The sequence below is a fragment of the Pseudomonas sp. GM17 genome, from assembly GCF_000282175.2.
GTDB lineage: Bacteria > Pseudomonadota > Gammaproteobacteria > Pseudomonadales > Pseudomonadaceae > Aquipseudomonas > Aquipseudomonas chlororaphis.
On record NZ_CP124732.1, the window covers coordinates 6,830,704 to 6,849,655 of the forward strand.

The following is an 18,952-nucleotide window of genomic DNA, read 5'->3' on the forward strand; positions in this document are numbered from 1 at the left end:
TGACTTGCAGGTCACTGTAAAAACGCTAACAAAGTGAAGATTTTCAGAGAAAAGTAGCCGAAAAAACGCAAAAACCGCCCAAATGAGGGCGGTTCTGCTTCTCGTTTAGACTTAGTTAAGCTGTACGCCCAACGCCTTTGCGATTCCTTCTCCATAAGCCGGGTCAGCCTTGAAGAAATGCTGCAGTTGACGCTGGACCACGTCCGAGCTGACACCCGCCATTGCGCCGGCGATGTTGTTGATCAACAGGGCTTGCTGCTGATCATTCATCAGGCGGAACAGAGCGCCCGCATGGCTGTAGTAGTCGGTGTCTTCGCGGTGATCGTAACGGTCCGCCGCACCGCTGAGGGCCAGCGCCGGCTCCGCGTAGCGAGGAGCCTGCTTCGGCGCATCGGCGTAGCTGTTCGGCTCATAGTTCGGCGCCGCGCCACCATTGCTGCCAAAGGCCATAGAGCCGTCGCGCTGGTAGCTGTTCACCGGGCTGCGCGGGGCATTGACCGGCAGTTGCTGGTGGTTGGTGCCGACACGATAGCGATGAGCGTCGGCGTAAGCGAATACGCGGCCTTGCAGCATGCGGTCCGGCGACAGGCCGACGCCTGGAACCATGTTGCTAGGACCAAAGGCAGCCTGCTCGACTTCTGCGAAGTAGTTCAGCGGGTTGCGGTTCAACTCCAGCTCACCGACCTCGATCAGCGGGAACTCCTTCTGCGACCAGGTCTTGGTCACGTCGAACGGGTTCTCGTAGTGAGCGGCCGCCTCAGCCTCGGTCATGATCTGAATGCATACGCTCCATTTCGGGAAGTCGCCGCGTTCGATCGCGTTGAACAGGTCACGTTGGGCGTAATCCGGATCGGTACCCGCCAGGCGGGCAGCCTCGGCCGGTGCCAGGTTCTTGATGCCCTGCCGGGTCTTGTAGTGCCATTTCACCCAGTGACGCTCGCCCTTGGCGTTGATCAAGCTGTAGGTGTGGCTACCGAAGCCGTGCATATGACGATAGCCGTCCGGAATCCCGCGATCCGAGAACAGGATGGTGACCTGGTGCAGCGCCTCGGGAGAGTGTGACCAGAAGTCCCACATAGCCTGGCCGCTCTTCAGGTTGCTCTGCGGCAGACGTTTCTGGGTGTGGATAAAGTCGGGAAACTTCAGTGGATCGCGAATGAAGAACACAGGCGTGTTGTTGCCGACGATGTCCCAGTTACCTTCTTCGGTATAGAACTTCAGGGCAAAACCGCGCGGGTCGCGTTCGGTATCAGCCGAACCACGCTCGCCACCTACGGTGGAGAACCGCAGGAAAGTAGGAGTCTGCTTACCCACGGACTCGAAAAGCTTGGCGCTGGTGTATTCGGTAATGTCGCGGGTCACAGTGAAAGTGCCGTAGGCACCCGAGCCCTTGGCGTGTACGCGACGCTCAGGAATGTTTTCACGGTTGAAGTGGGCAAGCTTCTCGATCAGATGAAAATCATCGAGCAGCAGCGGGCCACGAGGGCCAGCAGAACGGGAATTCTGGTTATCGGCGACTGGAGCGCCACTTGCGGTGGTAAGCGTTTTGTTTTGGCTCATGCTCAATCTTCCTCTGTCAGTCTTGGAACTGCCGGCTAATCGGCTGACGAGGAGTATCGACCATCAAGATGACAGCATCAAATGCATTAAATGATTGCTATCGATAGAAATTTTCTAATACAGCAGACACAAAAAACCGGGCACTAGGCCCGGTTCTTTGTATTTGACGTCTTACTCAGCGGATACAGCTTCACCGCCGACAGCACGATCAACCAACTCGACGTACGCCATAGGCGCGTTGTCGCCAGCGCGGAAACCGCACTTGAGGATGCGCAGGTAGCCACCCTCACGGGTAGCGTAACGCTTGCCCAGGTCGTTGAAGAGCTTACCAACGATAGCTTTCGAACGAGTACGGTCGAAAGCCAGACGGCGGTTAGCCAGGCTGTCTGTCTTGGCCAAAGTGATCAGCGGCTCAGCAACGCGGCGCAGTTCTTTAGCTTTCGGCAGTGTAGTTTTGATCAGCTCGTGCTCGAACAGCGACACCGCCATGTTTTGGAACATGGCCTTGCGGTGCGAGCTGGTGCGGCTCAGGTGACGACCACTTTTACGATGACGCATGGTTCATTCCTTACCAAACACAACGTTCGGTGATTACGACGATCAGGCAGTCGCCTTGTCGTCCTTCTTAAGACTTGCAGGCGGCCAGTTGTCGAGGCGCATGCCGAGGGACAGACCGCGGGAGGCCAGAACGTCCTTGATTTCAGTCAAGGATTTCTTGCCAAGGTTCGGAGTCTTCAACAGTTCTACTTCGGTACGCTGAATCAGGTCGCCGATGTAGTAAATGTTTTCCGCCTTAAGGCAGTTAGCCGAACGTACAGTCAGTTCCAGATCGTCAACCGGGCGAAGCAGGATCGGATCGATCTCGTCTTCCTGCTCGATTACCACTGGCTCACTGTCACCCTTGAGGTCGACGAACGCAGCCAACTGCTGTTGCAGGATGGTTGCAGCACGACGGATAGCCTCTTCAGGATCCAGGGTACCGTTGGTTTCCAGATCAATAACCAGCTTGTCCAGGTTGGTACGCTGCTCGACACGGGCGTTTTCCACCACGTATGCGATACGGCGAACCGGGCTGAACGAAGAGTCAAGCTGCAAGCGACCGATGCTGCGGCTTTCGTCTTCATCGCTCTGACGCGAGTCTGCCGGTTCATAACCACGACCACGAGCTACTACGAGCTTCATGTTCAGGGCGCCGTTAGACGCCAGGTTAGCGATTACGTGATCGGGGTTAACGATCTCGACATCATGATCCAGCTGAATATCGGCAGCGGTAACCACCCCCGAACCCTTCTTCGACAAGGTCAGCGTAACTTCGTCACGGCCGTGCAGCTTGATAGCCAGACCTTTAAGGTTCAACAGGATTTCAATTACGTCTTCCTGTACACCTTCGATGGCGCTGTACTCGTGGAGCACACCGTCAATCTCGGCCTCGACTACTGCACAGCCGGGCATTGAGGACAACAGGATGCGGCGCAGCGCGTTGCCCAGGGTGTGGCCAAAACCACGCTCGAGAGGCTCGAGGGTGATCTTGGCGCGGGTTGGACTGACAACCTGCACATCAATATGGCGGGGTGTCAGGAACTCATTTACCGAAATCTGCATGGATGCACCTATTTTCTAGCCCTTACTTGGAGTAGAGCTCGACAATCAGGCTTTCGTTGATGTCGGCGGACAGATCACTGCGAGCTGGAACGTTCTTGAAAACGCCCGACTTCTTCTCAGTGTCTACTTCTACCCATTCTACGCGGCCACGCTGGGCACACAGATCGAGAGCTTGGACAATGCGAAGTTGGTTTTTTGCTTTCTCGCGAACAGCAACCACGTCACCAGCACGAACCTGGTAGGACGGAACGTTAACGGTCTGACCGTTTACGCTGATCGACTTGTGCGATACCAGCTGACGGGATTCGGCACGAGTCGAACCGAAGCCCATACGGTATACAACGTTGTCCAGACGGCATTCGAGCAGCTGCAGCAGGTTTTCACCGGTTGCACCCTTCTTGCCAGCAGCTTCTTTGTAGTAGCCGCTGAATTGACGCTCGAGAACGCCGTAGATACGACGGACCTTCTGCTTTTCACGCAGTTGGGTGCCGTAGTCGGACTGGCGACCGCGGCGCTGGCCGTGGATACCAGGTGCTGCTTCGATGTTGCACTTGGATTCGATAGCGCGCACGCCGCTCTTCAGGAAGAGATCGGTGCCTTCGCGACGAGCCAGTTTGCATTTTGGACCAATGTAACGAGCCATTCTTTACAATCTCCTGGATTACACGCGGCGCTTCTTCGGCGGACGGCACCCGTTATGCGGGATTGGCGTCACGTCGGTGATGCTGGCGATCTTGTAGCCACAGCCGTTCAAAGCGCGGACTGCGGATTCACGACCTGGACCTGGGCCCTTGACGTTAACGTCGAGGTTTTTCAGGCCATATTCCAGCGCAGCTTGACCAGCACGCTCAGCAGCTACTTGAGCAGCGAACGGGGTGGACTTGCGGGAACCGCGGAAACCCGAACCACCGGAGGTTGCCCAGGAAAGAGCGTTACCTTGACGGTCGGTGATGGTCACGATGGTGTTGTTGAAAGACGCGTGGATGTGGGCGATGCCATCAACCACTGTCTTTTTAATCTTTTTACGAGGACGAGCAGCAGGTTTTGCCATGACTAAATTCCTGTCGATTCGCTGGTGCGATTACTTGCGGATCGGCTTACGCGGACCTTTGCGAGTACGCGCGTTGGTCTTGGTACGCTGACCGCGCACTGGAAGACCACGACGATGGCGCAGACCGCGGTAGCAGCCCAGATCCATCAAGCGTTTGATTTTCATGTTGATTTCGCGACGCAGGTCACCTTCAGTGGTGAACTTCGCCACTTCGCCACGCAGCTGTTCAATTTGCTCGTCGCTCAGATCCTTGATCTTTGCGGCTGGGTTGACCCCAGTCTCTGCACAGATTTTCTGCGCAGTCGTGCGACCAACACCATAGATGTAGGTCAGCGAGATAACAGTATGCTTGTTATCTGGAATGTTAACGCCTGCAATACGGGCCATTCAGTGGGACTCCAATTGACAGCTACCTACGCCCCGGAAGCCAAGAAATAGGGCGCGAGATAATATCGCTGTAATAACAAATAATCAACCCAGCAGCGCACTAGCTGCTGGGCTTGAAGCACAATCACACTCAGCCTTGGCGCTGTTTGTGACGCGGTTCCGCGCTGCAAATTACTCGAACAACACCTTCGCGGCGAATAATCTTGCAGTTACGGCACAGCTTTTTCACCGATGCACGAACTTTCATCACCAACTCCTCGAACCTTATGGGTCAGCGCAGCATGCCGCTGCCGTAACCCTTCAGGTTGGCTTTCTTCATCAGGGATTCGTACTGGTGCGAAACGAGGTGCGATTGTACTTGCGACATAAAGTCCATAACAACCACGACCACGATCAGCAACGAGGTCCCGCCAAGGTAGAACGGAACGTTTGCTGCAACCACCAGGAACTGGGGCAACAGGCAGACGGCCGTCATATATAGAGCACCGAACATGGTCAAGCGGGTCAGAACGCCATCAATGTAGCGCGCAGACTGCTCACCTGGACGGATGCCCGGAATAAAGGCACCGGACTTCTTCAGGTTTTCCGCTACGTCTTTCGGATTGAACATCAACGCCGTATAGAAGAAGCAGAAGAAAATAATCCCTGCACTAAACAGCAGAATATTCAACGGCTGACCAGGAGCGATCGACTGCGAGATGTCCTGCAACCAGCCCATACCTTCAGACTGACCGAACCAGGCACCCAACGAAGCCGGGAACAGCAAAATGCTGCTCGCGAAAATAGCAGGAATAACGCCTGCCATATTCACTTTCAGCGGCAAGTGGCTAGTCTGCGCAGCAAACACCTTGCGGCCCTGCTGACGCTTGGCATAGTGAACAGCAATACGACGCTGGCCACGCTCAATGAACACCACAAAACCGATAATCGCTACTGCCAGCAAACCGATGGCAACCAGGGCAAAAATGTTGATATCACCCTGACGCGCAGACTCGAAAGACTGCCCGATCGCTCTCGGAAGACCGGCGACGATACCTGCGAAAATCAACATCGAGATACCGTTGCCAACACCACGCTCAGTAATCTGCTCACCCAGCCACATCATGAACATCGCACCAGCCACAAAAGTGGATACCGCGACGAAATGGAAGCCAAAGTCACCAGTGAACGCAACGCCCTGCCCCGCCAGGCCAACGGACATGCCGATGGCCTGAACAAGAGCTAGAACGACAGTGCCGTAGCGGGTGTACTGGCTGATCTTGCGACGGCCAGCTTCACCTTCCTTCTTCAACTGCTCCAGCTGCGGGCTGACGGCGGTCATCAGCTGCATGATGATCGATGCCGAGATGTACGGCATGATCCCCAGTGCAAAGATGCTCATCCGTTCCAGCGCGCCGCCGGAAAACATGTTGAACAAGCTAAGAATGGTCCCCTCATTCTGTCGAAACAGGTCTGCGAGTCGGTCAGGGTTAATACCTGGAACCGGGATGTGTGCGCCTATTCGGTAGACGATAATCGCCAAGAACAGAAAACGCAGACGAGCCCAGAGTTCAGACATACCGCCTTTGCCGAGCGCAGAGAGAGCACCTTGCTTAGCCATTTATTCCTCGAACTTGCCGCCAGCTGCTTCGATAGCCGCACGCGCACCTTTGGTGGCTGCGATGCCCTTGATAGTCACAGCGCGAGTAACTTCGCCGGACAGCATGATTTTCACACGCTGTACGTTTTGGTTAATCACGTTGGCATCTTTCAGGGACTGCACGGTGACGATGTCGCCTTCCACTTTAGCCAGCTCGGACAGACGCACTTCTGCGCGATCCATGGCCTTCAGGGATACGAAACCGAACTTTGGCAGGCGACGATGCAGCGGCTGTTGACCGCCTTCAAAGCCTGGAGCAATGGTGCCACCGGAGCGGGAAGTCTGACCTTTGTGACCACGGCCACCAGTCTTACCCAAACCACTACCGATACCACGGCCCGGACGATGCTTTTCGCGACGGGAACCCGGCGCTGGACTCAGATCATTGAGTTTCATCGATTAACCCTCGACACGCAGCATGTAGTAAGCCTTGTTGATCATCCCGCGGTTCTCGGGAGTATCCTGGACTTCTACAGTGTGACCGATGCGACGCAGACCCAGACCCTTAACGCACAGTTTGTGGTTAGGGATACGGCCGGTCATGCTTTTGATCAGCGTTACTTTAACGGTAGCCATGATCAGATGATCTCCTGGACGCTTTTGCCACGCTTGGCGGCAATGGATTCAGGGGACTGCATTGCTTTCAAACCCTTGAAAGTGGCGTGAACCACGTTTACTGGGTTAGTCGAGCCGTAGCACTTGGCCAGAACGTTCTGAACGCCAGCAACCTCGAGGACAGCACGCATAGCGCCGCCAGCGATGATACCGGTACCTTCAGAAGCAGGCTGCATGTACACCTTCGAAGCGCCGTGAGCGGACTTCATTGCGTACTGCAGGGTGGTGCCGTTCAAATCAACTTGGATCATGTTGCGGCGAGCAGCTTCCATTGCCTTCTGGATCGCAGCAGGCACTTCACGCGACTTGCCACGGCCGAAGCCAACGCGACCTTTACCATCACCAACCACGGTCAACGCGGTGAAAGTGAAGATACGGCCGCCTTTTACGGTTTTGGCTACGCGGTTAACTTGAACCAGCTTCTCAATGTAGCCTTCGTCGCGCTTTTGGTCGTTATTTGACATAACTTAGAACTCCAGCCCAGCTTCACGAGCAGCATCAGCCAGCGCCTTGACGCGGCCGTGGTACTTGAAGCCAGAGCGGTCGAAAGCCACCTGCGAGACGCCAGCGGCTTTTGCACGCGTAGCGACCAGCTGGCCAACCTTAGTGGCCGCGTCGATGTTGCCAGTGGCGCCATCACGCAGTTCTTTATCCAAAGTCGAGGCACTTGCCAGGACCTTGTTGCCGTCGGCCGAAATGACCTGGGCGTAGATGTGCTGCGAAGAGCGGAACACGCAGAGACGCACGACTTCGAGTTCGTGCATTTTCAGGCGTGCTTTGCGAGCGCGACGCAGTCGAGTAACTTTTTTGTCGGTCATTTGCTATGCCCTACTTCTTCTTGGCTTCTTTACGACGGACGACTTCGTCCGCGTAGCGCACACCTTTACCTTTGTAAGGCTCTGGCGGACGGAAGTCGCGGATCTCAGCGGCCACTTGACCTACCAGCTGCTTGTCGATGCCCTTGATCAGGATATCGGTCTGGCTAGGAGTCTCAGCGGTGATGCCTTCCGGCAGCTCGTAGTCCACTGGATGCGAGAAGCCAAGGGCCAAGTTCAGCACTGTGCCTTTTGCTTGTGCCTTGTAACCAACACCGACCAGCTGGAGCTTGCGCTCGAAGCCTTGGCTTACGCCTTGGACCATGTTGTTTACCAACGCACGAGTGGTACCGGCCATTGCGCGAGTTTGTTGGTCGCCATTGCGAGCAGCGAAACGCAGCTCACCAGCTTCCTGAACAATTTCAACGGACGAGTGTACGTTCAGTTCGAGAGTGCCCTTGGCACCCTTCACCGAAAGCTGTTGGCCGGCGAATTTAACTTCAACACCAGCTGGCAGCTTAACGGGGTTCTTAGCGACGCGAGACATGCTTATCCCCCCTTAGAACACAGTGCAAAGAACTTCGCCGCCGACACCGGCAGCGCGCGCAGCACGATCAGTCATCACACCTTTGTTGGTGGAGACGATAGACACGCCGAGACCGCCACGAACTTTCGGCAGATCTTCAACGGACTTGTACTGACGCAGGCCTGGACGGCTAACGCGCTTCACTTCCTCGATGACCGGACGGCCTTCGAAGTATTTCAGCTCGATGGACAGCAGTGGCTTGGTTTCGCTGCTGATCTGATAACCCGCGATGTAACCTTCGTCCTTCAGGACTTTTGCTACAGCCACCTTCAGCGTGGAAGACGGCATGCTTACGACGGACTTTTCAGCCATCTGGGCATTACGGATTCGAGTTAGCATGTCCGCTAACGGGTCCTGCATACTCATGGGCTAGACGCTCCTGATACAAAAAAAATGAGCCTTGCGGCTACAGCTTGTCGCCGAGAAATTCCGGGCAAAAAACACGGGCTCAGGCGAGCCGGTCATTCTAGACACACCCCAGAAATGAATCAAGCCCCAAAAGGGGCTTGATTCATGTTCAAGGCCACCGGTGGTCAGGATCTTGCGACCCCGAACACCGCGACTTTGATAGCTATTACCAGCTGGCTTTAACCAGACCTGGTACGTCACCACGCATTGCAGCTTCACGCAGCTTGTTACGGCCGAGGCCGAACTTGCGGTAAACGCCGTGCGGACGACCAGTCAGGCGGCAGCGGTTACGCATGCGCGAAGCGCTTGCGTCACGTGGCTGCTTCTGCAGAGCTACGGTAGCCTCCCAACGCGCTTCTGGACTTGCGTTCAGATCGACGATGATAGCTTTCAGCGCTGCACGCTTGGTGGCGTACTTGGCAACGGTGAGCTGACGCTTCAGCTCACGGTTTTTCATGCTCTTCTTGGCCATTTTCCTACTCCAATCAGTTGCGGAACGGGAATTTGAAAGCACGCAGCAGAGCGCGGCCTTCATCATCGTTCTTGGCAGTGGTGGTCAGGGTAATGTCCAGACCGCGGAGAGCATCGATCTTGTCGTAGTCGATTTCCGGGAAGATGATCTGCTCTTTCACGCCCATGCTGTAGTTGCCACGACCGTCGAAGGACTTGGCATTCAGGCCGCGGAAGTCGCGAACCCGAGGCAGGGAGATCGACAGCAGACGATCCAGGAACTCGTACATACGCTCACGGCGCAGTGTCACTTTGACGCCGATCGGCCAACCTTCACGGACTTTAAAGCCAGCGATGGATTTCCGAGCGTAGGTCACAACGACTTTCTGGCCGGTGATCTTTTCCAGGTCAGCAACAGCGTGCTCGATGACTTTTTTGTCGCCGATCGCTTCGCCCAGACCCATGTTCAGGGTGATTTTGGTAACGCGCGGAACTTCCATCACGTTCGAAAGCTTAAGTTCATCCTTAAGTTTCGGAGCGATTTCCTTCCGGTAAATCTCTTGTAGTCGTGCCATGGTCTTCTACCTAGCAGTGTTCAAGCATCAACCGCTTTTTGGGTCGACTTGAAGACACGAATTTTTTTGCCGTCTTCTACTTTGAAACCAACGCGGTCAGCCTTGTTGGTTTCGCCGTTGAAAATGGCGACGTTGGAAGCGTGCAGTGGCGCTTCTTTCTCGACGATACCGCCCTGTACGCCCGACATCGGGTTAGGCTTGGTATGACGCTTAACCAGGTTCAGACCACCAACAACCAGACGGTTGTCAGCGAGAACCTTAAGCACCTTACCGCGCTTACCCTTGTCTTTGCCGGCGATCACGATGATCTCGTCGTCACGACGAATCTTTTGCATGTCGGATCTCCTTACAGCACTTCTGGGGCGAGCGAGACGATCTTCATGAACTTCTCAGTACGAAGTTCACGGGTCACTGGCCCAAAGATACGGGTGCCGATCGGCTCTTGCTTGTTGTTCAACAGAACAGCAGCGTTGCCATCAAAGCGGATGATGGAGCCGTCAGCACGACGGACGCCATGGCGAGTGCGGACTACAACAGCAGTCATCACTTGACCTTTCTTCACCTTACCGCGAGGAATTGCTTCCTTGACGGTAACTTTGATGATGTCACCGATACCAGCGTAACGACGATGGGAGCCACCCAGCACCTTGATGCACATAACGCGGCGAGCGCCGCTGTTATCGGCCACATCGAGCATGGATTGAGTCTGAATCATATAATTTCTCCGACCCTTAGCCCTTAGACTTCCACAGCGCGTTCGAGAACATCAACCAGAGCCCAAGACTTGGTCTTGGCCATCGGACGAGTTTCACGAATAGTGACTTTGTCGCCGATGTGGCACTGGTTGGTTTCGTCGTGCGCGTGCAGCTTAGTCGAACGCTTAACGTATTTACCGTAGATAGGGTGCTTAACGCGACGCTCGATCAGAACGGTGATGGTCTTGTCCATCTTGTCGCTGACAACACGGCCAGTCAGCGTACGGACAGTTTTTTCGGCTTCAGCCATGATTACTTACCTGCCTGCTGGTTGAGCACAGTCTTCACGCGAGCGATGTCACGCTTAACTTGCGAGAGCAGATGAGACTGCCCCAACTGGCCAGTTGCCTTCTGCATGCGCAGATTGAACTGGTCGCGCAGCAGGCCGAGCAGTTGCTCGTTCAGCTGCTGTGCGGATTTTTCACGAAGTTCATTCGCTTTCATCACATCACCGTCCGTTTAACAAAGGAGGTGGCGAGCGGCAGCTTTGCAGCAGCCAGGGCGAAAGCCTCACGCGCCAGCTCTTCAGAAACACCCTCGATTTCATACAGGACTTTGCCTGGCTGAATCTGGGCAACCCAGTATTCGACGTTACCCTTACCTTTACCCATCCGAACTTCGAGTGGCTTCTTGGAAATAGGCTTGTCCGGGAATACACGGATCCAGATCTTGCCGCCACGTTTTACGTGACGGGTCAGAGCACGACGCGCTGACTCGATCTGACGAGCGGTGAGACGACCACGAGCAACAGACTTCAGCGCGAACTCGCCGAAGCTGACTTTGCTACCGCGCAATGCCAGACCACGGTTGTGGCCGGTCATTTGCTTGCGGAACTTCGTACGCTTTGGTTGCAACATTTGGCGTACCCCTTACTTAGCAGCTTTTTTACGAGGCGCAGGTGCTTGTGGCTTCAGCTCTTCTTGGCGACCACCAATTACTTCGCCTTTGAAGATCCAAACCTTCACACCGATCACACCGTAAGTGGTGTGAGCTTCGTAGGTGGCATAGTCGATATCGGCACGCAGGGTGTGCAGTGGCACACGACCTTCGCGATACCATTCAGTACGTGCGATTTCAGCACCGCCGAGACGACCGCTCACTTGGATTTTGATGCCTTTGGCACCAATGCGCATGGCGTTCTGTACTGCGCGCTTCATAGCGCGACGGAACATTACACGACGCTCCAGCTGCTGAGCTACGCTCTGGGCAACCAGCATACCGTCGAGCTCCGGCTTGCGGATCTCTTCGATATTGATGTGCACAGGCACACCCATTTGCTTGGTCAGGTCCTGACGCAGTTTCTCAACATCTTCACCTTTCTTGCCGATCACGATGCCGGGACGAGCGGTGTGGATGGTGATGCGTGCAGTTTGAGCCGGACGATGGATATCGATACGGCTTACGGACGCGCTTTTTAGTTTGTCTTGGAGGTACTCACGCACATTCAGATCTGCGAGCAAATAGTCCGCATAAGTCCGACCGTCTGCGTACCAGACGGAGGTGTGCTCCTTGACGATTCCCAGGCGAATGCCAATGGGATGTACTTTCTGACCCATCTCTTCGACTCCGTTACTTGTCAGCAACCTTGACAGTGATATGGCAAGACCGCTTGACGATGCGATCAGCACGGCCTTTGGCACGTGGCATGATGCGCTTCAGCGAACGCCCTTCGTTGACGAAAACGGTGGAGACCTTCAGGTCATCAACGTCTGCGCCTTCGTTATGCTCGGCGTTGGCTACGGCCGACTCCAGCACTTTCTTCATGATCTCGGCGGCTTTCTTACTGCTGAAAGCCAACAGGTTGAGCGCTTCGCCCACCCTCTTCCCGCGGATCTGGTCGGCGACCAAGCGGGCTTTCTGGGCGGAGATTCGAGCGCCCGACAACTTAGCGGCTACTTCCATCGTTCCTTACCCCTTAACGCTTGGCTTTCTTGTCAGCCACGTGCCCGCGATATGTACGGGTACCGGCGAACTCGCCCAGTTTGTGGCCGACCATGTCTTCGTTCACGAGAACTGGAACATGTTGACGACCGTTATGCACAGCAATGGTCAGACCGACCATTTGTGGCAGGATCATGGAACGGCGCGACCAGGTCTTAACTGGTTTGCGATCGTTCTTTTCCGCCGCCACTTCGATCTTCTTCAGTAGGTGAAGATCAATAAAAGGACCTTTTTTCAGAGAACGTGGCACTGTCGTATCCCTCTATTTACTTGCGACGACGGACGATCATTTTGTCGGTACGCTTATTACCACGAGTCTTCGCGCCCTTAGTCGGGAAGCCCCATGGCGATACCGGATGACGACCACCAGAGGTACGACCTTCACCACCACCATGTGGGTGGTCAACCGGGTTCATGGCAACACCACGAACGGTTGGGCGAACGCCACGCCAGCGTTTGGCACCAGCTTTACCCAGCGAACGCAGGCTGTGCTCGGAGTTCGAGACTTCGCCCAGGGTCGCACGGCATTCAGCCAGGACTTTACGCATCTCACCGGAACGCAGACGCAGGGTCACGTAGACACCTTCACGAGCGATCAGCTGAGCCGAAGCACCAGCGGAACGAGCGATTTGCGCGCCTTTACCTGGCTTCAGTTCGATGCCGTGTACGGTGCTACCAACTGGAATGTTACGCAGTTGCAGAGCGTTGCCCGGCTTGATCGGTGCCAGAGCACCTGCGATCAGCTGGTCGCCAGCGCTCACGCCTTTAGGGGCGATGATGTAGCGACGCTCGCCGTCTGCGTACAGCAGCAAAGCGATGTGAGCAGTACGGTTTGGATCGTATTCGATACGCTCGACAGTGGCAGCGATGCCATCTTTGTCGTTGCGACGGAAGTCGACCAGACGGTAGTGCTGCTTATGACCACCACCAACGTGACGAGTGGTAATACGGCCATTGTTGTTACGACCACCAGACTTCGATTTCTTCTCGAGCAGCGGTGCGTGAGGAGCGCCTTTATGCAGCTCCTGGTTGACCACCTTGACCACAAAACGGCGGCCAGGGGAAGTCGGTTTGCATTTAACGATTGCCATGATGCACCCCTTCCTTACTCAGCACTGCTGCTGAAATCGAGATCTTGGCCTGGCTGAAGGGAGATAACTGCCTTCTTCCAGTCATTACGCTTGCCCAGACCGCGAGCGGTACGCTTGCTCTTACCCAGAACGTTCAGGGTAGTAACGCGCTCCACTTTCACGCTGAACAGGCTTTCGACGGCCTTCTTGATTTCCAGCTTGGTTGCATCAGTAGCAACCTTGAAAACGAACTGGCCTTTCTTGTCTGCCAGAACCGTAGCCTTCTCGGAAACGTGCGGGCCAAGCAGAACTTTAAATACGCGTTCCTGGTTCATCCCAGCAGCTCCTCGAATTTCTTCACGGCCGACACAGTGATCAACACTTTGTCGTATGCGATCAGACTAACTGGATCGGAACCTTGCACGTCACGTACATCAACGTGTGGCAGGTTACGAGCAGCCAGGTACAGGTTCTGATCAACAGCGTCAGACACGATCAAAACGTCGGTCAGACTCATGTTGTTCAGCTTGCCCAGCAGATCTTTGGTCTTCGGAGTTTCAACAGCGAAATCCTGAACCACGACCAGACGATCAGTACGCACCAGCTCAGCAAGGATGGAACGCATTGCTGCGCGATACATCTTCTTGTTCAGCTTCTGGGAGTGATCCTGTGGACGAGCTGCGAAAGTGGTACCGCCGCCACGCCAGATTGGGCTACGGATAGTACCGGCACGAGCACGGCCAGTACCTTTCTGACGCCATGGGCGCTTGCCGCCACCGGAAACGTCGGAACGGGTCTTTTGCTGCTTGCTACCTTGACGGCCGCCGGCCATGTAGGCCACGACTGCTTGGTGAACCAGCGTCTCGTTGAATTCGCCGCCAAATGTCAGTTCGGAAACTTCGATCGCTTGAGCGTCATTTACATTTAATTGCATGTCAGCTTCCCCTTAACCGCGAGCCTTGGCCGCCGGACGTACAACCAGGTTGCCGCCAGTAGCGCCAGGAACAGCACCCTTGACCAACAACAGATTGCGTTCAGCGTCGACGCGCACTACTTCCAGGGACTGCACGGTCACGCGCTCAGCGCCCATATGACCGGACATTTTTTTGCCCTTGAATACACGACCAGGAGTCTGGCACTGGCCAATAGAGCCCGGGACGCGGTGGGAAACGGAGTTACCGTGGGTGTTATCTTGACCGCGGAAATTCCAACGCTTGATGGTACCGGCGAAGCCTTTACCTTTCGACTGACCGGTAACATCTACCAGTTGGCCAGCTGCGAAGATTTCTGCATTGATCAGATCGCCAGCTTGGTACTCGCCTTCTTCAAGGCGGAATTCCCAAACGCCACGACCGGCAGCAACGTTCGCTTTAGCGAAGTGACCTGCCTGAGCAGCAGTCACGCGCGAAGCACGACGCTCACCTACAGTGACTTGCACTGCACGATAGCCATCGGTTTCTTCAGTTTTGAACTGGGTGACGCGATTCGGCTCGATCTCAATGACCGTGACCGGAATGGAGACACCTTCTTCGGTGAAAATACGGGTCATACCGCATTTACGACCGACTACACCAATAGTCATGTTGTAAACCTCATGAGTGTACGGGGCTTTCACCCGCTATGGCCGCCCATTTCAGAGCGTTACACGACTAAGACCGAGTCTTAGCCGAGGCTGATCTGCACTTCCACACCTGCCGCAAGATCAAGCTTCATAAGAGCATCAACGGTTTTATCCGTTGGCTGGACGATGTCCAGTACGCGCTTATGAGTACGGATCTCGTACTGGTCACGCGCGTCTTTGTTGACGTGCGGGGAGACCAGAACGGTGAACCGCTCTTTACGGGTAGGCAGTGGAATAGGACCACGCACTTGAGCACCAGTACGTTTCGCGGTTTCCACGATTTCCTGGGTGGATTGGTCGATCAGGCGATGGTCGAAAGCCTTCAACCTGATACGGATTTGCTGATTTTGCATTGGATTTCAGACTCCAGGCTGCTATTCCCACCGGGCGCAATACGCCCGTTAAAAGGAGGCGCAATTCTATAGACGGCCCCACAGAGTGTCAACCCAATAAAAAAGCCCCCGCAAGCGGGGGCTTTTTCATGAGTCGCCGATTACTCGATGACTTTGGCTACGACGCCAGCGCCGACGGTACGACCGCCTTCACGGATAGCGAAACGCAGACCATCTTCCATCGCGATGGTTTTGATCAGAGTGACAGTCATCTGGATGTTGTCACCCGGCATTACCATTTCAACGCCTTCTGGCAGCTCGCAGTTACCAGTCACGTCAGTAGTACGGAAGTAGAACTGTGGACGGTAGCCTTTGAAGAACGGAGTATGACGGCCGCCTTCTTCCTTGCTCAGAACGTACACTTCAGCAGTGAACTTGGTGTGCGGCTTAACGGTACCTGGCTTAACCAGAACCTGACCACGCTCAACGTCGTCACGCTTGGTGCCACGCAGCAGAACGCCGCAGTTCTCACCAGCACGACCTTCGTCCAGCAGCTTGCGGAACATCTCAACACCGGTGCAGGTGGTTTTTTGAGTGTCGCGCAGACCAACGATCTCAACTTCTTCCTGGATGCGAACGATACCACGCTCAACACGACCAGTTACCACGGTACCGCGGCCGGAGATCGAGAACACGTCTTCGATTGGCATCAGGAACGGCTTGTCGATAGCACGCTCTGGCTCTGGGATGTAGGTATCCAGAGTTTCTACCAGCTTCTTAACAGCGGTAGTGCCCATTTCGTTGTCATCTTGGCCGTTCAGAGCCATCAGAGCCGAACCGATGATGATTGGAGTGTCATCACCTGGGAAGTCGTAAGTGCTCAGCAGGTCGCGCACTTCCATCTCAACCAGCTCCAGCAGCTCAGCGTCGTCCACCATGTCAGCCTTGTTCAGGAAGACAACGATGTACGGAACGCCTACCTGACGGGACAGCAGGATGTGCTCACGAGTTTGTGGCATCGGACCATCGGCAGCCGAGCAAACCAGGATCGCGCCGTCCATCTGGGCAGCACCAGTGATCATGTTTTTGACGTAGTCGGCGTGACCTGGGCAGTCAACGTGCGCGTAGTGACGAATGTTCGAATCGTACTCTACGTGCGCAGTATTGATGGTGATACCACGAGCCTTTTCTTCCGGAGCGCTGTCGATCTTGTCGAAGTCAACGCGAGCCGAACCGAAAACCTCGGAGCAAACACGAGTCAGTGCAGCGGTCAGAGTGGTTTTACCGTGGTCAACGTGACCGATAGTGCCAACGTTGACGTGCGGTTTGTTACGTTCAAATTTTTCTTTAGCCACGACAGTGAACCTCTTGCCTAAAGGGCTGGATTAGCCTTGTTTTTTAACGAGTGCTTCGACGATATTCGACGGAGCTTCGGCGTACTTGGAGAACTCCATGGAGTAGCTCGCGCGACCCTGGGACATGGAACGAACGTCGGTCGCATAACCGAACATTTCACCCAGCGGCACTTCAGCACGGATAACCTTGCCAGAGACCGAGTCTTCCATACCCTGGATCAGACCACGACGACGGTTCAGGTCACCCATCACGTCACCCATGTAGTCCTCAGGGGTTACTACTTCAACCTTCATGATCGGCTCAAGAACTACGCCCTTGCCCTTCTCACGCAGCTGCTTGGTCGCCATGGAGGCCGCTACCTTAAACGCCATCTCGTTAGAGTCGACGTCGTGGTAAGAACCATCAAACACGGTAGCCTTCAGGCCGATCAGCGGATAGCCGGCGACAACGCCGTTCTTCATCTGCTCTTCGATACCCTTCTGGATTGCCGGGATGTATTCCTTCGGAACCACACCACCAACGACCTCGTTGGCAAACACCAGACCTTCAGTGATATTGCCTTTTTCGTCGACGTCTGCCGGAGCAAAACGGATCCAGCAATGACCGAACTGGCCACGACCGCCGGATTGACGAACGAACTTACCTTCAACTTCACAGCCGACGGTGATCTTCTCGCGGTAGGAAACCTGCGGCTTACCAATGTTGGCTTCGACGTTGAACTCGCGCTTCATGCGGTCAACGAGGATGTCCAGGTGAAGCTCACCCATACCCGAGATGATGGTCTGACCAGTTTCTTCGTCAGTCTTGACGCGGAACGACGGGTCTTCCTGAGCCAGCTTGCCCAGTGCAATACCCATCTTCTCCTGGTCTTGCTTGGTTTTCGGCTCAACAGCTACCGAAATCACCGGCTCAGGGAAGTCCATACGCTCGAGGATAACCGGGCTGGCAGCATCACACAGGGTGTCACCAGTGGTGACGTCCTTCATGCCGATCAGCGCAGCGATGTCGCCCGCGAGCACTTCCTTGATTTCTTCACGCTGGTTGGCGTGCATCTGCACCATACGACCAACGCGCTCTTTCTTGCCCTTGACCGAGTTGATCACGGAGTCGCCAGACTGCAGCATGCCCGAATAAACGCGCACGAAAGTCAGGGTACCCACGAACGGGTCAGTAGCAATCTTGAACGCCAGAGCCGAGAACGGTTCGCTGTCGTCGGCGTGGCGCTCGATTTTCGGAGCGTTTTCGTCGTCGATGTTGTCCGGATGGATACCCTGGATTGCAGGGATCTCGGTCGGAGCAGGCAGGTAGTCGATGACAGCATCGAGAACCAGCGGAACGCCCTTGTTCTTGAACGAAGAACCGCAGACAGCCGGAACGATCTCGCTGGCCAGGGTGCGCGCGCGCAGGCCTGCCTTGATCTCTTCGACAGTCAACTCACCTTCTTCAAGGTACTTGTTCATCAGCTCTTCGTTGGCTTCGGCGGCAGCTTCAACCATGTTGGAGCGCCACTCGTTAGCCAGGTCCAGCATATCGGCAGGAATTTCTTCCTCGCGATAGGTAGTACCCTTGTCGTCGTCGTTCCAGTAGATAGCCTTCATCTTGATCAGATCGATCTGACCTTCGAAGTTATCTTCTGCACCGATAGCCAGCTGAACTGGAACCGGAGTGTGACCCAGACGGTTTTTGATCTGAGCAACAACGCGCAGGAAGTTGGCACCGGCACGGTCCATCTTGTTCACGTAAACAACACGTGGAACGCCGTATTTGTTGGCTTGACGCCATACGGTTTCGGACTGAGGCTCAACACCGGAAGTACCGCAGAACACAACGACCGCGCCGTCGAGTACGCGCAGCGAACGCTCTACTTCAATGGTGAAGTCTACGTGGCCCGGGGTATCGATAACGTTTACACGATAGTTATCGTATTGGCCGCGCGAACCTTTCCAGAAGGTAGTTACAGCAGCAGAGGTAATGGTGATACCACGCTCCTGCTCCTGCACCATCCAGTCGGTGGTAGCAGCGCCGTCATGCACCTCACCCATCTTGTGGCTGAGACCTGTGTAGAACAGGATCCGCTCGGTAGTGGTAGTCTTGCCCGCGTCAACGTGGGCACAGATACCGATGTTACGGTAGCGGTTGATTGCTGTAGTACGAGCCATAAAGCCCTCGCAAAATGAATGATGCCGATA

31 protein-coding genes are annotated in these 18,952 nt (G+C 55.1%); all 31 read right to left on the reverse strand.

All coding sequences use genetic code 11. The features are described from left to right. Positions 1–111 precede the first annotated feature (111 nt). A complete protein-coding gene (locus PMI20_RS30575; protein ID WP_007924174.1) occupies positions 112–1,560 on the reverse strand; it encodes a catalase in 1,449 nt (482 codons plus the stop codon). A gap of 171 nt (positions 1,561–1,731) precedes the next feature. Continuing rightward, positions 1,732–2,118, reverse strand: a complete 387-nt coding sequence (rplQ, locus tag PMI20_RS30580; RefSeq protein ID WP_007924175.1) for a 50S ribosomal protein L17 — start codon at positions 2,116–2,118, stop codon at positions 1,732–1,734. A gap of 42 nt (positions 2,119–2,160) precedes the next feature. Continuing rightward, on the reverse strand, positions 2,161–3,162 hold the full coding sequence (locus tag PMI20_RS30585; RefSeq protein ID WP_007924176.1) for a DNA-directed RNA polymerase subunit alpha: 1,002 nt from the start codon (positions 3,160–3,162) through the stop codon (positions 2,161–2,163). 22 nt (positions 3,163–3,184) lie between these two features. Next, positions 3,185–3,805: a 30S ribosomal protein S4 gene (gene rpsD / locus PMI20_RS30590; RefSeq protein ID WP_003176404.1), complete on the reverse strand. Its 621-nt coding sequence runs from the start codon at positions 3,803–3,805 to the stop codon at positions 3,185–3,187. 18 nt (positions 3,806–3,823) lie between these two features. After that, a complete protein-coding gene (rpsK, locus tag PMI20_RS30595; RefSeq protein WP_007924177.1) occupies positions 3,824–4,213 on the reverse strand; it encodes a 30S ribosomal protein S11 in 390 nt (129 codons plus the stop codon). Positions 4,214–4,243: 30 nt separating this feature from the next. Next, on the reverse strand, positions 4,244–4,600 hold the full coding sequence (gene rpsM, locus PMI20_RS30600) for a 30S ribosomal protein S13 (protein WP_009045849.1): 357 nt from the start codon (positions 4,598–4,600) through the stop codon (positions 4,244–4,246). Between the two features lie 130 nt (positions 4,601–4,730). Beyond that, on the reverse strand, positions 4,731–4,847 hold the full coding sequence (gene rpmJ, locus PMI20_RS30605; RefSeq protein ID WP_002555468.1) for a 50S ribosomal protein L36: 117 nt from the start codon (positions 4,845–4,847) through the stop codon (positions 4,731–4,733). 24 nt (positions 4,848–4,871) lie between these two features. Continuing rightward, entirely contained in the window at positions 4,872–6,200 is a 1,329-nt protein-coding gene (secY, locus tag PMI20_RS30610) for a preprotein translocase subunit SecY (protein ID WP_007924182.1), read from the reverse strand. Continuing rightward, complete coding sequence (rplO, locus tag PMI20_RS30615) at positions 6,201–6,635, reverse strand: 50S ribosomal protein L15 (protein WP_007924183.1); 435 nt, start codon at positions 6,633–6,635, stop codon at positions 6,201–6,203. It lies immediately after the preceding gene. A 3-nt stretch (positions 6,636–6,638) separates the two neighbouring features. Then, the gene (rpmD, locus tag PMI20_RS30620; RefSeq protein WP_003176408.1) at positions 6,639–6,815 is read right to left on the reverse strand and encodes a 50S ribosomal protein L30; all 177 of its coding nucleotides are present in this window, start codon (positions 6,813–6,815) and stop codon (positions 6,639–6,641) included. 2 nt (positions 6,816–6,817) lie between these two features. Further along, positions 6,818–7,318, reverse strand: a complete 501-nt coding sequence (rpsE, locus tag PMI20_RS30625) for a 30S ribosomal protein S5 (RefSeq protein WP_007924184.1) — start codon at positions 7,316–7,318, stop codon at positions 6,818–6,820. 3 nt (positions 7,319–7,321) lie between these two features. Next, the gene (rplR, locus tag PMI20_RS30630) at positions 7,322–7,672 is read right to left on the reverse strand and encodes a 50S ribosomal protein L18 (protein ID WP_003186037.1); all 351 of its coding nucleotides are present in this window, start codon (positions 7,670–7,672) and stop codon (positions 7,322–7,324) included. Between the two features lie 10 nt (positions 7,673–7,682). Next, a complete protein-coding gene (gene rplF, locus PMI20_RS30635; RefSeq protein WP_007924185.1) occupies positions 7,683–8,216 on the reverse strand; it encodes a 50S ribosomal protein L6 in 534 nt (177 codons plus the stop codon). 12 nt (positions 8,217–8,228) lie between these two features. Continuing rightward, entirely contained in the window at positions 8,229–8,621 is a 393-nt protein-coding gene (rpsH, locus tag PMI20_RS30640) for a 30S ribosomal protein S8 (RefSeq protein WP_003228724.1), read from the reverse strand. A 208-nt stretch (positions 8,622–8,829) separates the two neighbouring features. Further along, positions 8,830–9,135 carry a 30S ribosomal protein S14 gene (rpsN, locus tag PMI20_RS30645; protein ID WP_003228726.1) on the reverse strand — a complete coding sequence of 102 codons (306 nt, stop codon included), beginning with the start codon at positions 9,133–9,135 and terminating at the stop codon, positions 8,830–8,832. A gap of 13 nt (positions 9,136–9,148) precedes the next feature. Next, positions 9,149–9,688 (reverse strand): 50S ribosomal protein L5, encoded by a 540-nt coding sequence (rplE, locus tag PMI20_RS30650; RefSeq protein WP_007924186.1) that lies wholly within the window; start codon positions 9,686–9,688, stop codon positions 9,149–9,151. Between the two features lie 20 nt (positions 9,689–9,708). Then, a complete protein-coding gene (gene rplX / locus PMI20_RS30655) occupies positions 9,709–10,023 on the reverse strand; it encodes a 50S ribosomal protein L24 (protein ID WP_003186046.1) in 315 nt (104 codons plus the stop codon). Positions 10,024–10,034: 11 nt separating this feature from the next. Continuing rightward, positions 10,035–10,403: a 50S ribosomal protein L14 gene (gene rplN, locus PMI20_RS30660; protein WP_002555479.1), complete on the reverse strand. Its 369-nt coding sequence runs from the start codon at positions 10,401–10,403 to the stop codon at positions 10,035–10,037. Between the two features lie 23 nt (positions 10,404–10,426). Further along, positions 10,427–10,693 (reverse strand): 30S ribosomal protein S17, encoded by a 267-nt coding sequence (gene rpsQ, locus PMI20_RS30665; RefSeq protein WP_003194644.1) that lies wholly within the window; start codon positions 10,691–10,693, stop codon positions 10,427–10,429. A 2-nt stretch (positions 10,694–10,695) separates the two neighbouring features. Continuing rightward, positions 10,696–10,887, reverse strand: a complete 192-nt coding sequence (gene rpmC, locus PMI20_RS30670) for a 50S ribosomal protein L29 (protein ID WP_002555481.1) — start codon at positions 10,885–10,887, stop codon at positions 10,696–10,698. Further along, entirely contained in the window at positions 10,887–11,300 is a 414-nt protein-coding gene (gene rplP, locus PMI20_RS30675) for a 50S ribosomal protein L16 (RefSeq protein WP_003228729.1), read from the reverse strand. Before rplP ends, rpmC begins: the two co-directional genes overlap by 1 nt. A gap of 12 nt (positions 11,301–11,312) precedes the next feature. Then, the gene (rpsC, locus tag PMI20_RS30680; RefSeq protein ID WP_007924192.1) at positions 11,313–11,999 is read right to left on the reverse strand and encodes a 30S ribosomal protein S3; all 687 of its coding nucleotides are present in this window, start codon (positions 11,997–11,999) and stop codon (positions 11,313–11,315) included. Positions 12,000–12,012: 13 nt separating this feature from the next. Then, positions 12,013–12,345 carry a 50S ribosomal protein L22 gene (gene rplV, locus PMI20_RS30685; protein ID WP_007924194.1) on the reverse strand — a complete coding sequence of 111 codons (333 nt, stop codon included), beginning with the start codon at positions 12,343–12,345 and terminating at the stop codon, positions 12,013–12,015. 13 nt (positions 12,346–12,358) lie between these two features. Further along, positions 12,359–12,634, reverse strand: a complete 276-nt coding sequence (gene rpsS, locus PMI20_RS30690) for a 30S ribosomal protein S19 (RefSeq protein ID WP_002555486.1) — start codon at positions 12,632–12,634, stop codon at positions 12,359–12,361. A 16-nt stretch (positions 12,635–12,650) separates the two neighbouring features. After that, a complete protein-coding gene (gene rplB / locus PMI20_RS30695; protein ID WP_007924198.1) occupies positions 12,651–13,475 on the reverse strand; it encodes a 50S ribosomal protein L2 in 825 nt (274 codons plus the stop codon). A gap of 14 nt (positions 13,476–13,489) precedes the next feature. After that, complete coding sequence (gene rplW, locus PMI20_RS30700; RefSeq protein ID WP_002555488.1) at positions 13,490–13,789, reverse strand: 50S ribosomal protein L23; 300 nt, start codon at positions 13,787–13,789, stop codon at positions 13,490–13,492. Then, entirely contained in the window at positions 13,786–14,388 is a 603-nt protein-coding gene (rplD, locus tag PMI20_RS30705) for a 50S ribosomal protein L4 (protein WP_007924200.1), read from the reverse strand. Before rplD ends, rplW begins: the two co-directional genes overlap by 4 nt. A gap of 12 nt (positions 14,389–14,400) precedes the next feature. Further along, a complete protein-coding gene (gene rplC, locus PMI20_RS30710; RefSeq protein WP_007924205.1) occupies positions 14,401–15,036 on the reverse strand; it encodes a 50S ribosomal protein L3 in 636 nt (211 codons plus the stop codon). Positions 15,037–15,116: 80 nt separating this feature from the next. Next, positions 15,117–15,428, reverse strand: a complete 312-nt coding sequence (gene rpsJ, locus PMI20_RS30715; RefSeq protein ID WP_003186070.1) for a 30S ribosomal protein S10 — start codon at positions 15,426–15,428, stop codon at positions 15,117–15,119. A gap of 140 nt (positions 15,429–15,568) precedes the next feature. Continuing rightward, positions 15,569–16,762, reverse strand: a complete 1,194-nt coding sequence (tuf, locus tag PMI20_RS30720) for an elongation factor Tu (protein ID WP_007924207.1) — start codon at positions 16,760–16,762, stop codon at positions 15,569–15,571. A 30-nt stretch (positions 16,763–16,792) separates the two neighbouring features. Continuing rightward, a complete protein-coding gene (gene fusA, locus PMI20_RS30725; protein WP_007925960.1) occupies positions 16,793–18,922 on the reverse strand; it encodes an elongation factor G in 2,130 nt (709 codons plus the stop codon). Between the last annotated feature and the right edge of the window lie 30 nt (positions 18,923–18,952).

Coding starts and splice junctions, on each gene's coding strand:
- PMI20_RS30575 (WP_007924174.1), bottom strand. CDS start 1,560: ATGAGCCAAAACAAAACGCTTACCACCGCAAGTGGCGCTCCAGTCGCC.
- rplQ (WP_007924175.1), bottom strand. CDS start 2,118: ATGCGTCATCGTAAAAGTGGTCGTCACCTGAGCCGCACCAGCTCGCAC.
- PMI20_RS30585 (WP_007924176.1), bottom strand. CDS start 3,162: ATGCAGATTTCGGTAAATGAGTTCCTGACACCCCGCCATATTGATGTG.
- rpsD (WP_003176404.1), bottom strand. CDS start 3,805: ATGGCTCGTTACATTGGTCCAAAATGCAAACTGGCTCGTCGCGAAGGC.
- rpsK (WP_007924177.1), bottom strand. CDS start 4,213: ATGGCAAAACCTGCTGCTCGTCCTCGTAAAAAGATTAAAAAGACAGTG.
- rpsM (WP_009045849.1), bottom strand. CDS start 4,600: ATGGCCCGTATTGCAGGCGTTAACATTCCAGATAACAAGCATACTGTT.
- rpmJ (WP_002555468.1), bottom strand. CDS start 4,847: ATGAAAGTTCGTGCATCGGTGAAAAAGCTGTGCCGTAACTGCAAGATT.
- secY (WP_007924182.1), bottom strand. CDS start 6,200: ATGGCTAAGCAAGGTGCTCTCTCTGCGCTCGGCAAAGGCGGTATGTCT.
- rplO (WP_007924183.1), bottom strand. CDS start 6,635: ATGAAACTCAATGATCTGAGTCCAGCGCCGGGTTCCCGTCGCGAAAAG.
- rpmD (WP_003176408.1), bottom strand. CDS start 6,815: ATGGCTACCGTTAAAGTAACGCTGATCAAAAGCATGACCGGCCGTATC.
- rpsE (WP_007924184.1), bottom strand. CDS start 7,318: ATGTCAAATAACGACCAAAAGCGCGACGAAGGCTACATTGAGAAGCTG.
- rplR (WP_003186037.1), bottom strand. CDS start 7,672: ATGACCGACAAAAAAGTTACTCGACTGCGTCGCGCTCGCAAAGCACGC.
- rplF (WP_007924185.1), bottom strand. CDS start 8,216: ATGTCTCGCGTCGCTAAGAACCCCGTTAAGCTGCCAGCTGGTGTTGAA.
- rpsH (WP_003228724.1), bottom strand. CDS start 8,621: ATGAGTATGCAGGACCCGTTAGCGGACATGCTAACTCGAATCCGTAAT.
- rpsN (WP_003228726.1), bottom strand. CDS start 9,135: ATGGCCAAGAAGAGCATGAAAAACCGTGAGCTGAAGCGTCAGCTCACC.
- rplE (WP_007924186.1), bottom strand. CDS start 9,688: ATGGCACGACTACAAGAGATTTACCGGAAGGAAATCGCTCCGAAACTT.
- rplX (WP_003186046.1), bottom strand. CDS start 10,023: ATGCAAAAGATTCGTCGTGACGACGAGATCATCGTGATCGCCGGCAAA.
- rplN (WP_002555479.1), bottom strand. CDS start 10,403: ATGATTCAGACTCAATCCATGCTCGATGTGGCCGATAACAGCGGCGCT.
- rpsQ (WP_003194644.1), bottom strand. CDS start 10,693: ATGGCTGAAGCCGAAAAAACTGTCCGTACGCTGACTGGCCGTGTTGTC.
- rpmC (WP_002555481.1), bottom strand. CDS start 10,887: ATGAAAGCGAATGAACTTCGTGAAAAATCCGCACAGCAGCTGAACGAG.
- rplP (WP_003228729.1), bottom strand. CDS start 11,300: ATGTTGCAACCAAAGCGTACGAAGTTCCGCAAGCAAATGACCGGCCAC.
- rpsC (WP_007924192.1), bottom strand. CDS start 11,999: ATGGGTCAGAAAGTACATCCCATTGGCATTCGCCTGGGAATCGTCAAG.
- rplV (WP_007924194.1), bottom strand. CDS start 12,345: ATGGAAGTAGCCGCTAAGTTGTCGGGCGCTCGAATCTCCGCCCAGAAA.
- rplB (WP_007924198.1), bottom strand. CDS start 13,475: ATGGCAATCGTTAAATGCAAACCGACTTCCCCTGGCCGCCGTTTTGTG.
- rplW (WP_002555488.1), bottom strand. CDS start 13,789: ATGAACCAGGAACGCGTATTTAAAGTTCTGCTTGGCCCGCACGTTTCC.
- rplD (WP_007924200.1), bottom strand. CDS start 14,388: ATGCAATTAAATGTAAATGACGCTCAAGCGATCGAAGTTTCCGAACTG.
- rplC (WP_007924205.1), bottom strand. CDS start 15,036: ATGACTATTGGTGTAGTCGGTCGTAAATGCGGTATGACCCGTATTTTC.
- rpsJ (WP_003186070.1), bottom strand. CDS start 15,428: ATGCAAAATCAGCAAATCCGTATCAGGTTGAAGGCTTTCGACCATCGC.
- fusA (WP_007925960.1), bottom strand. CDS start 18,922: ATGGCTCGTACTACAGCAATCAACCGCTACCGTAACATCGGTATCTGT.